The organism is Amycolatopsis sp. cg13 (genome assembly GCF_041346965.1).
In the GTDB taxonomy this organism is placed as follows: Bacteria; Actinomycetota; Actinomycetes; order Mycobacteriales; family Pseudonocardiaceae; genus Amycolatopsis.
In genome coordinates, this window is the sequence record NZ_CP166848.1 from 8691243 (window position 1) to 8702016 (window position 10774).

10 protein-coding genes are annotated in these 10774 nt (G+C 69.1%); 4 read left to right on the forward strand and 6 right to left on the reverse strand.

Annotated elements, in window-relative coordinates:
* Positions 1–140 precede the first annotated feature (140 nt).
* On the forward strand, positions 141–1841 hold the full coding sequence (locus AB5I40_RS40685; RefSeq protein ID WP_370935513.1) for a DUF1003 domain-containing protein: 1701 nt from the start codon (positions 141–143) through the stop codon (positions 1839–1841).
* Between the two features lie 2 nt (positions 1842–1843).
* Here AB5I40_RS40685 and AB5I40_RS40690 read toward each other — a convergent pair whose 3' ends face one another.
* From AB5I40_RS40690 to AB5I40_RS40705, 4 genes are all read right to left on the reverse strand, one after another.
* Positions 1844–2254: a hypothetical protein gene (locus AB5I40_RS40690; protein ID WP_370935515.1), complete on the reverse strand. Its 411-nt coding sequence runs from the start codon at positions 2252–2254 to the stop codon at positions 1844–1846.
* Positions 2255–2611: 357 nt separating this feature from the next.
* Complete coding sequence (locus AB5I40_RS40695) at positions 2612–3439, reverse strand: MarR family transcriptional regulator (protein ID WP_370935516.1); 828 nt, start codon at positions 3437–3439, stop codon at positions 2612–2614.
* 7 nt (positions 3440–3446) lie between these two features.
* A complete protein-coding gene (locus tag AB5I40_RS40700) occupies positions 3447–3875 on the reverse strand; it encodes a HutD family protein (RefSeq protein ID WP_370935517.1) in 429 nt (142 codons plus the stop codon).
* Between the two features lie 52 nt (positions 3876–3927).
* Positions 3928–4509 (reverse strand): TetR/AcrR family transcriptional regulator, encoded by a 582-nt coding sequence (locus AB5I40_RS40705; RefSeq protein WP_370940706.1) that lies wholly within the window; start codon positions 4507–4509, stop codon positions 3928–3930.
* Between the two features lie 104 nt (positions 4510–4613).
* Here AB5I40_RS40705 and AB5I40_RS40710 point away from each other — a divergent pair, with 104 nt between their 5' ends.
* A complete protein-coding gene (locus tag AB5I40_RS40710; protein ID WP_370935519.1) occupies positions 4614–5573 on the forward strand; it encodes a hypothetical protein in 960 nt (319 codons plus the stop codon).
* A 154-nt stretch (positions 5574–5727) separates the two neighbouring features.
* Here AB5I40_RS40710 and AB5I40_RS40715 read toward each other — a convergent pair whose 3' ends face one another.
* Positions 5728–6585 carry an SAM-dependent methyltransferase gene (locus AB5I40_RS40715; protein ID WP_370935521.1) on the reverse strand — a complete coding sequence of 286 codons (858 nt, stop codon included), beginning with the start codon at positions 6583–6585 and terminating at the stop codon, positions 5728–5730.
* Between the two features lie 415 nt (positions 6586–7000).
* Here AB5I40_RS40715 and AB5I40_RS40720 point away from each other — a divergent pair, with 415 nt between their 5' ends.
* Complete coding sequence (locus AB5I40_RS40720; protein ID WP_370935523.1) at positions 7001–8038, forward strand: M48 family metallopeptidase; 1038 nt, start codon at positions 7001–7003, stop codon at positions 8036–8038.
* A gap of 190 nt (positions 8039–8228) precedes the next feature.
* Here the strand turns inward: AB5I40_RS40720 and AB5I40_RS40725 are convergent, their stop codons facing one another.
* Positions 8229–9689, reverse strand: a complete 1461-nt coding sequence (locus AB5I40_RS40725; protein ID WP_370935524.1) for a GH25 family lysozyme — start codon at positions 9687–9689, stop codon at positions 8229–8231.
* A 587-nt stretch (positions 9690–10276) separates the two neighbouring features.
* Here AB5I40_RS40725 and AB5I40_RS40730 point away from each other — a divergent pair.
* Positions 10277–10768, forward strand: a complete 492-nt coding sequence (locus tag AB5I40_RS40730; protein WP_370935526.1) for a hypothetical protein — start codon at positions 10277–10279, stop codon at positions 10766–10768.
* Positions 10769–10774 lie beyond the last annotated feature (6 nt).

Here is a 10774-nt window from a genome sequence, read left to right on the forward strand (position 1 = left end):
CTCCCGGCCCGCGCCGGGATACTGGGGTGCAGAGACCGGCGGATAGCGGAAAGGGGCTCGACGGTGACGCGGCGCGGATCCACGGAGCGAACGAAAGCGTGCTGGAAAGCCGCTGTGGCCACCGAATCCGGACGGATCGGGTGAACCGCCGCCGAATGCCGCGGCTGCGGCGACCGGCCACGACCGCGGACGAACAGGTCGGTTTCAACGGCGCGTTCGCGGCCGCGCTGACGCGCGCGGTCGGCTCGATGCCCGCGCTGTATGTCGTGCTCGCTCTCGTCGCCGGATGGATGGCGCTGGCGACCTGGGGCCCGCTGCGCGCGGCCGACCCGTATCCGTTCGCGTTCCTGCTCTTCCTCGACAACGTGGTGCAGCTGGTGCTGTGCCTGGTGATCCTGGTCGGCCAGCGGGTGCTGGGCGGCGCGGCCGACCGGCGTTCGATCCAGACCTACGAGAACGCCGAGGCCGTCTTCGAGCAGATCGCGGACCTGCAGCGGCATCTCGACCAGCACGACCGGGCGCTCAGCCGCGGCGTGAGCCTGCTGGAGTCGAGCCCGCATCCGTGGATCCAGCAGCACCGGGTGCAGCGGCCGCCGCAGGCGCTCGACCAGGCGGTGAGCGTCAACGGCCGGATCGCGGCGTGGCTGACCCAGCGGCTCGGCAGCATGTGGGCGTTCTACCTGGCCGCCGGCACACAGGTGGTCTGGATGGGGCTGGCCGGGCTGGGCGTGCAGACGCTGGACCCGTACCCGTTCGCGTTCATGACCTTCCTGTCCACGCTGGTGCAGCTGGTCTTCATGATCGTGATCATGGTCGGGCAGGGCGTGCTCGGCCAGGCCGGCGACCGGCGGTCCGAGCAGACCTTCCTCAACGGCGAGGCGGTCCTGCACGAATGCCGCCGGATGAAGGCCCGGCTGGAGGCGCAGGACCGGCTGATCGAGGACCTCAGCCGCTACACCCGCGGCGAGCTGATCGAGGATCTCGCGCGGGCGCTCCACGACGTCAACGGCCACGCCCAGCGGACCGTGCACGCCTGGGTCCCGCCCCGCTGGGACCAAGCCCCCGAGGAACACAAGGCGGTCACCCGCGCCCAGGCCCGGCAGTTGGGCGAGCATCTGGCGCTGGTCGGCTGCGTGATGGTGCCCGCGTTCGACCCCGACCTCACCGTCGCGTTCGGCGACGACGAGGTCCTGCTGCTGGCCCAGCGCGAACACGACCGGTGGCGGACCGAACAGTCCTCCGGCGAACTGCCCGACCCGGACCTGGTCGACTGGGACGACCTGCCGGAACCGGCACGGACGCGGAAACTGCACGTCGCGCGCAGCATCCCGGGTCTGGTGGCCAGCGTCGGCATGCAGGTGGTCCGCGACGGACGGGCCCGCGGCGGCGCGGGCGAGGAGGATTTCACCGCCGAGGAATGGGCGACCCTGCAGCGGGCGATGATGGCGTCGGGAATCCTGGTCGGGCTGTCGGTCGGCGGCGTCGATTCGGACGAGATGTTCGCGCTGGTGAAAACCTTGCGCGAAGCCAGCGTCGCGCACCCTCGGCGGTTCATCCGCGAGGTGGCGGCCTCGTCGGCCTTCGACACGGGCCTGCGGCCGGGCGTCAAATACTCCGAATACCTGCCGTACGCGGAAAAGACGATCCGCTCAGCCGCGACGATCGTCGCCGGCACCGCGCCCGCGGAACTGCCGGACTTCCGCGAGTTCCTGGTCGAGATCGCCACGGTGGTCGCCGAAGTGAACCAGGAAGGCGGATTCCTCGGAGTGGGCGCGCAACGCCGGACGCCCAAGGAGGTCGCGGCCATGGACGCCGTCCGCTTGGCCGCCCGGCACGACTGACGTCACCTGATCGCCGAGGCCGCTCCGACGACGGCTCCGTAGAGCACGAAAACGTTGACCAGCGCGATGAACGACGGCTGGAGCCAGCGGATCAGCTTCGGCGGCTGGTCGGCCAACGGAGTGCCGCTGGCGTCGAGCGCTTGCTCGCCCGGCCGCGAGGCCAGCAGCGAGACCAGGCCGAAGAGGGCGCAGAGCGCGAAGGGGAACCACTGGCCGTGCAAGGGATTCCAGAATCTTTGCGCGCCGCCCCAGGCGGCGGAGACGGCGCCGGTCATCGCGGCGAAGTTGGTCAGCGACTGGACGGTGACGAAGTCGCTGACGTTCTTGGTGCCCGCCGGCGCCGAGTCGCCGAGGTTGCCGCTCGTCGGTTCGGCCGTCGGGGTGGTGGTGGCGAAAGCTTTGGCCAGGGACATGAGACACCTCGTTGTGACTCGGATTCCCCGAAGTCGCGGCGAGGAGGGGTGGCGTTACGTCACTTCGATCGGGCTCACGGTGATCGGCTCGAGGACGGCGATCAGTTCGGCAAGCTCGGCGACGGGCAAGGCGTCCTGCGGCGCGGTCCGGTCACTTCGATCCGGCGGCGACCAGGGTGGCGGTGGTCGGTTCGTGTGAGGCGATCAGGTTGTCGGATTCGGCGGCGGGCGAGGCGTCCTGCGGCGCGGTCCGGTCACTTCGATCCGGCGGCGACCAGGGTGGCGGTGGTCGGTTCGTGTGAGGCGATCAGGTTGTCGGATTCGGCGGCGGGCGAGGCGTCCTGCGGCGCGGTCCGGTCACTTCGATCCGGCGGCCACCAGCCTCGCGGTGATCGGCTCCAGCACAGCGATCAGCTCGTCGAGTTCGGCAGCAGGCAGGGCTTCGTAGGGCGCGGCGGCGAGTTCGTCGGTCAGGTCTTCGATGCCCTGCTTCACCTCGCGCCCAGCGTCGGTGAAATGCCCGTCGGCGTCCACGAGCCCCCGCTCCCGCAACCCTTCCATGACCGCCGCCAGCCGCTTCTTCGGCAGGTGATGCACCCGCCCGAACGACTCCGGCGGATGGATGCCCATCTCCAGCGCCGACAGGATGTGCGCCTCGGTCCCGCCGATCCGCGCGCCGACCAGAGCGGCGATGTGCCCGTCCCCGCGGTGCTCGCGCAGCATGGTCGCGGAATGCCACAGCCGGGCCACCGGATCGCTCGGCACCGGAAGCGTGCGCATCCCGGCGAACATCACGCGGCCCACGGTGGGTGCGCTCGTCGCGGCCTTGGTGGTCAGGTCGGCGGCGCGCACCAAGCCCGGCGAGTAGGCCAGTTCGTCGCCGAGGATGCGGCGCACCGAGGCCGCGCTGCCGCGTTCGCGTGCGGCGACGGACGCCTCGGCCGGGATCGTCTCCCACGCGCTCGGGATGTGCCGCGCGGCCTCGCCCTCGGCGAAGTTGTAGAACGCTGCGTGCACGACCTCCGCCGACGGTCGTCCCAATGGTGCGGCGCGGCTGGCGAAATAGCCGTCCCAGTAGGTGCGGTGGCCGAGCGCGGCCAGTTCCTCGTTGCATTCGTCGGCGAAGAACGTGACGAGGCAGATCGGCTCCAGGAGCTCGAACATGCGCCGGGCGATGCGGGTCATGGCTGCATCATGCCAGCGCGGTGAGGAAAACATCGGCGATTTGCCCGCCGAGATCGACCGTCGCGGCGACGCCGTCCACGCGGTCCGCCTCCGGTGCGCGCAGGACGACCTCGGCTCGGTACCGCCCGCGCCGGGTCATCACGTTGAGAGCCTGGGTCGGCTGATCGAGGGAGACCGTCACGGTGTCTTCTCCGGCGAACCGGATCTGGTCGCCGAGGCCGAGGTCGGTCGTGGTCCCGTTGATCGTCAGCCGGAGCGGGCCGAGGGCGGTGAAAAGCCGGTCGATGTCAGGGAAAGCCGAGAACGGGGCGTCTTCGAGAAGATCCGCGACGCTGATCCGCCACAGTGTTTCGCCGGAGGGATCGGCGGCGAGTTCCCGCGTGGTGCCTGCTCCGTTGCGCCAGGGGACCGGGGTGACTTCGAACGGGTTGAGCATCAGAGCATCTCACCCGGTCTCGAGGACGGATGCAAACGACCTGCTAAGCGGGTTACTGCGGCAAAAGCGTCCGGACCGCGTCGGGGAATCCGGCCACTCCGTCCGGTCCGGACAGCGCCAGAGTGAAGAGGAATCCGGGCAGGAGCGCCAAAATCGCCTGCGCGAGGGCATCCGCCGATGCCCCGGTCCAGGCCCCGGCCTCCTGCCGGTCGCGCACGAGGCCGGCCACTTCGGCACTCATCTCGGCTGACGCGGCGGTGAGCCGTCCGGCGAGTTCCGGGTTGCGCTGGGCTTCCGACCAGACCAGCACCGCCATGCCCGCCAGCTGCCGGTCGCGATGAAGATCGGTCACGGCCTCCAGCAGCTCCGCCATCACCTCGCCGACGCCGTGCTCACCGGTGCCGCGAGTGAGAGCAGCGCGCAGGACCGCGGTCACGTCGTCGAGATTCTGCGCGGCGACGGCGACGATCATGTCCTCCTTCTTCGGGAAGTACCGGTAGACCGCGCCCGCGGACTTGCCTGCCTCGGCGAAGACGTCCTGCATCGACGTGCGGTGGAAGCCGTCGCGGAGGAAGCAGCGGCGCGCGGCCGCCAGGATTTCTCCCCGCTGGTCGTCCTTGTACTGCTGGCTCACCCTCGGCAACGTCCGCTCCTTCGCCTTGACACTCCTCGCCTCCGCAGCCTAGCGTGAAAGAAAAGCGGATGTCCGTCCTCTTTTAACTCGCCGGAGGGTCCCTCATGCCGATGACTCCCGTTCCCGACGTCACGCTGACCCCGGTCGCGTCCTTCCCGGAGAAGTACTTCCCGGAAAACCTCGCCGTCCGCGCCGACGGTTCGGTGCTGGTCACCGTCCTCCTGCAGCAGGAGCTGTGGATCGTGCCGGAGCCGCGGCGGCCCGTTCTCGTGCACCGCTTCGACCATCCGGTCACGGGGATCGCCGAAGTGCTGCCGGACGTTTTCCTGATCAGCCTGACCGAGGGCTACACCACCCACGAATCGCACCTGGTCCGGCTCGACCTCACCGGCTGGTCGCCCGGCGAACCGGTCTCCCCGGAGGTCATCTTCACCTTCGACGACCGCGTGCGCGCCCTCAACGGCAGCTGCCTGCTCGGCGACGGAGTGCTGGCTGTCGCGGACTGCTTCGCCGGGCTGATCTGGCGCGTCGACCTCGATGCCGACGCCCGCAGCGCGCAGGCGCGGATCTGGCTGGCCCACGACACGATGGCCGACGACCCGGACGCCGAGGTCGCCCCGCCGCGCCAGCCGGGCGTCAACGGAGTCCGGTACAGCGCGCGGACCGGATACCTCTACTACACCTCGACGGCGCAGAAAGTCTTCATGCGAGTGCCAGTCGACCCCGCCACCCTCGACCCGGCCGGTGGCGCGGAATTCGTCGCCGCGATCGACAACGCCGACGACTTCGCGCTCGATGAAGAGGCCGGATTCGCATACGTCACCAGGCATCGCGCCAACACGCTGGACCGGGTGCCGCTGATCCCGCGGCACGGCAGCGAGGTCCGGCACGTCGCGGGGGAGCCGTTCGACGACCTCTTGGTCGGGCCGTCGAGCGCTGTCTGGGTCCCGGGCGAGGAGGGGCGCGCCCTCTACGTGACCACGGACGGCGGGACGACCGCTCCGCCGGACGGGGTCTTCCGGAACGCGATGTTGGTGCGAGCTGAACTAAGCACGGGAGCGTGACGAGACGTCACCGCGCTGGATCTCGAACGCGCTCGCGTCGATCCGCCAATCCCCGGAATTCCCGGCAACGGCGTCTCGGCCGTCGGCAGCGATTCAAGTGTCCACTTTGGATGGAGGGCGACGATGTTCGAGATCGCGCATTTCTCAGTTTCAGTCAGTGTTTGCGCGCGACCCCGGCCAGCATCGCGGCCTCGCTGGGGTCCGCGAACTCGATGACCGGAGTGTTGAGACCGCTTTCCTCCGGATGCCAGGCGGCAGTCCACGTGACGCCCGGGTCGAGCAGTTCGAAGTCTCCGAACAGGGCGTGGATTTCCGCGTTCGAGCGCAGCACGTGCTTGCTGACATTGGTGTCGTACAGCTGGATGACGGCGTGCAATTGGCGGGCGATGTCGTCGGGCAGTCCCTCGTGGGTGAGTTGCGAGAGCACCAGATACGAACCCGGGGAAAGCATTTCCCGGTACCGCGCGATGGCCTCGGGACCGAGGTCGCGGCCGTCCCGGCCGGGCTGCTGGATGTGCAGGACGGCGGTGACCAGCAGGGCCAGCGGCTGGTCGAGGTCGACGACGCCGGTGCCCGCGACGGATTCCCACAGTTCGTCCGGTTCGCGAAGATCGCCCTGGATCACCGCGTGCCGTTCGGGGTCGCCGTGGCGCTCCAGCAGGATCCGGGAGTGCGCGACCGCGACGGGCTCGCGGTCGATGTAGACGACGCGGGAGTCCGGCGCGACCTCGTCGGCGATCTGGTGCACGTTGCCCATCGTGGGAACGCCGGAGCCGATGTCGACGAACTGGCGCACGCCGAGTCGGACGAGGTGCCGCACCGCGCGGTGCAGGAAGGCGCGGTTGGCTCTGGCGCAGTACATGCCGGCCGGAAAGGCCGAAAGGACCATTTTGCCGAACTCGCGGTCGATGGCCCAGTTGGCCGTGCCGCCGAGATACCAGTCGTAAACCCGCGCCACGCTGGGCCGGTCGAGGTCCACGCCCGGGATGGGCTCCTCAGGTCCTTGCGCCACGCTGCCTCCCCCGCAGTCGTGACCAATCGTATCCAATCCGGGCGATGGCGCCGGACGGGCGTGCTTGCCCGAGCGCGGGTTGTCCGGGTTGGCGGCGACGACCAGCGCAGCAGGACCGAGGCTGCGGGAGCTGAACCAGGTCCGCTCCCGCCCGGAACACCGGCCCACTTGCCCGGTCTGGCTTGCCTTGGTCCCCGGCTGCCGAAATCGTGTGCCTGAATTCCCCGCGCGCGAAGACGTCGGCAAAAGAATGCTCCGTTCGGCCCATCCGCCCCGCCCCGTCCAGCAGTCTGCTGTGGTCTGGACAACAAGGTTTCCGCCAGCCCGCAACGGGAAGCGCCGCATTCCGGGGCCGCGGAACGATCTGTCGGCGGGCGTTGAGTAGGCTGCGGGCAGAAACTTTTATGGGGGAGTCATGACTGACGAAATCGAACCCGCGCGCCGGGACGCCGTCCGTTTTCCGGGAATCAGCCCGCGAGCCTACGAACATCCGGTGGATCGCGGCGCGCTCGCCACGCTGCGCGCGGTGCCCGGATTCGCTCAGGTGATCCGCGCCGTCTCCGGTTTCTACAACGAACGCGGCGAACGGCTGATGGCGCTGGCTTCGTCGATTCGCGTCGGGCCGCGGCAGTATCCGGAACTCGACCGGCTGCGCCACGAATGCGCCGAGACGCTGGATCTCGCCGCCGTGCCGAATCTGTTCGTCTACCAGGATCCGCGGCTGCAGGCGTCCGCGCTGGGCATGGACGAGCCGTTCATCCGCATCAGCACCGCGCTCGTCGACCAGATGAGCCACGAATCGCTGAGGTTCGCCATCGGGCACGAGATGGGGCACGTGCTGTCCGGGCACGCGGTCTACCGCACGATCATGGTGCGCCTGATCAGCCTCCAGCTGTCGATGTCCTGGACACCGGTGAGCGCCCTCGGCATCCGGGCGATCATCGCGGCGCTGAGCGAGTGGTACCGCAAGGCCGAACTGTCGTGCGACCGAGCGGGCCTGCTCTGCGGCCAAGACCCGGCCGCGGCGCTGCGCGCGCAGATCCAGCTCGCCGGCGGGGTCGACCCGTCCCGCATCGACATTCCGTCTTTCCTCCAGCAGGGAGCGGAATACGAGTCGGTCGAAGACATCCGGGACAGCTTGCTGAAGCTGAAAAACGTCGAAACCGAGACCCACCCGTTTGCCGTGGTCCGGGCGACGCAGTTGCAGAAATGGGCCGCGTCGGAGCAGTACCGCGCGATCCTGTCGGGCGACTACCCCCGCCGGGACGACGACGCGCCGACGACGGACTGGAAGGACGACCTGAAGTCCGCGGCCAAATCGTACAAGGATTCCTGGAACGCCTCGGCGGATCCGCTGACGAAGGTTTTCACCGAGGTCGGGGAGACGGTCGCCGGTGCGGCCAGCAAGGTCTGGACCAAGTTCGGCGGAGATTCGGGAAACGGCAACAGCTGAGGCGACTGCGGTGTGCCGGATCCTTGCCGCTGGCGGGATCCGGCGGGCGAGTCGCGCGCATCGCGAATCCGGCTCGTTCAGCCAAGAACGGCGGGCCCGCAGGCGATCTGCGGGCCCGCCGTTCTTGTTGATGCCGTTGACTACTCGGAATACAAGTCCGGCGCGCTTTGCCGGACTCGCTGTTTTCTGGTCAGCTGTAGGCGACCTGAGTGCTCGAGTCGGCGCTGATCCAGGTGATGGTCCCGTGCTGGAAGGTGTTGCGGCGTCCGCCGGTGACGGCGAATTCGTCGCTGGTCGGGTAGCCGAGGCGGCCCTTTTCCCAGCCGAGGTCGGCCCACTTTTGCCGGATGGCTCCGTGGATCGATTGCGCGCCGGTCGCCGGGGTCCAGTAGATGGAGGAGCCTTGGGCGCCGTTGAAGTGGTTGTAGCGGCCGATTCCGTCGGGTGTGGTGCCCTGGTCGGTGGTCGGGTAGCCGAGCCCGCGTTCCCAGCCGAGCGCGGCCCATTTGTCCCGGATGGGGCCGCGGATGGACTGTGCGCCGGTGGCGGAGGTCCAGTAGACCGAGGCTGAGTTGGTGAAGTGGTTGTAGCGGCCGACTCCGTCCGGCGTGCCGGTCTCGTCGGTGGTGGGGTAGCCCAGTCCGCGTTCCCAGCCCAGTGCCGCCCACTTGTCCCGGATGGCTCCGTGGATCGACCTCGCGCCAGTGGTCGAGGTCCAGTAGATCGAGCCTGAGTTGGTGAAGTGGTTGTAGCTGCCGCTGCTGTCCGGGGTCAGGGTTTCGTCGGTGGTGGGCAGGCCGAGGAACCCGTTGGGGCCGCCGAGTTCCTGGTAGTGCTGGGCGATCGCACCGTGGACCGCGTAGGCGCCGGTCGGCGGGTTGTAGCCGATGACGCCGTACTGGTAGTTCTGCGCCCAGCCGCCTGCGGCCGGGTAGCGGTTGCCGACCGGGGTGCCGAGGTAGGACGTCGGGCCGCCGAGTGCGTTGTAGTGCTCGGTGATCTTGTCCGGTTCGGTGCCGGCGGCGAGGGTCTGGAGGTCGGTGAGGCTGCCGTTGAAGACGTCCTGGTCGCCGGGGAAGGTGCCCGACGTCGCGGTCTGGGCGAAGGTGTAGTCGGTCCAGCTGGCGGGCATCGTGATGGCGGCGGCGATCCACAGTGGATCGTTGGCGAAGCCGGGGTTGTTGCCGGTGCAGTGGTTCCACCAGCCGTTGGTGGTGTAGATGACCGGCCACCGGTTGGTGCGGTCGTGGACGGTGGTGGTGAAGTCGGTGATCCAGGCGGTGATCTGGGCCGGGGTCATGTTGTAGCACCAGCCGGTCCAGTCGGCGGTGCTGTAGGGGTTGTACTCGATGTCGAGCACGGGCGGGAGGGTTTTGCCGTCGGAGACCCAGCCGCCGCCGTGGCTGAGGAAGAACTGCGCCTGCGCCGCGCCGGTCGAGGTGTCGGGCAGTCCGAAGTGGTAGGCGCCGCGCAGGATCCCGGCGTTCGCGGAACCGGCGTAGTTGGTCGCGAACTGCGGGTCCACATAGGTCGTGCTCTCGGTGGCCTTCATGTACGCGAACTTCGCGCCGTTGCCCGCGGCCGCGCCCCAGTCCACTGTGCCCTGGTAGTGGGAGACGTCCATGCCCGGCGTCGTGACGCCCGCCGCCATGGCTGTCCGCGGGGCGGTTTTCGGCTTTGCGGCGGGGTCTTTGCCGATGGTCGAGCCCAGGTAGTCCGAGCCCGGATGCGCGGGTGCGCTCGCGGTGCTCGGGCTCGGTGAGCTAGTCGACGCCGCAGCCGGTGTCCCGGCCAACCCGCACGTGAGCAAGACGGAGACCGCACCCGCGCTCACCGCACTACGAAACCATCTCACTGAAACCTCCACCCGGTATCTGTCCACACCGCTATCGCCGGGGGCCCGGAAGCGTTACCGGTGCGGCGAAGAAAATCCGGAGACCGGGAAAGCCGGGCTGCTGCGGCCGGTGAAAGCCACGGAGAGGTGAACGAGAAATGGCTCAGAGCGGTTGTCGGGCCGGGGAAGAACCGGACTGCGTGGTCGGAGATTAATCCAGTCATCCGTTCGGTCCGTGTCTCGTGGGGAAGCGCCGTGGAGTGAAACGGTGCGGTTAGGCAATTTCCCCTCTGCTTTGCCGAAGCCGGGCGGCACCGTACTGTCCCCGGAGCGGTGGGGCACACTGCCGCGAGTGCGTCCGGCGACGGGCGCGGAAACGAGGGGGTCTTGTGCGGCGTTGGGGTGTGGCTGCGGCTGCGGGAATTGTCGTCGCCGGTGCGGTGGCCGCGGTGGTGTGGTGGCCCCGGGGCGACGATTCGGGCCTGCCGCCCGCTCGGGCGCGGGTGTACGCGGACTTCTCGGCCTGCCTGCTGACCGGAGGGCAAGGTCTCGCGAGCCCGGGCGCCGGGCCGGTCTGGGCCGGCTTGCAGGACGCGTCGGGCGACACCCGGATCAAGGTCTCCTATCTCGCCGCGGCCGGGCCGGCCACTGAAGCGAATTACTTGCCATACCTGAATTCCCTGGCACAGCGGCGATGCGACGTCGTCCTGACGGTGGGGGAGCCGGGCACGTCGGCGGCGCTCGCGCAGGCTGCCGCGCACCCCGCGATCCGCTTCGTCGCGGTCGGCGGCACCGGTCGCGAAGGTCCCAACGTTTCCGCTGTGCGGGCTACTGATCACGTGCGCGGGGACGTCGCCGAAACCGTGCGGGCAGCGGCGCACGCCGCCGGGCACTGAGGAATT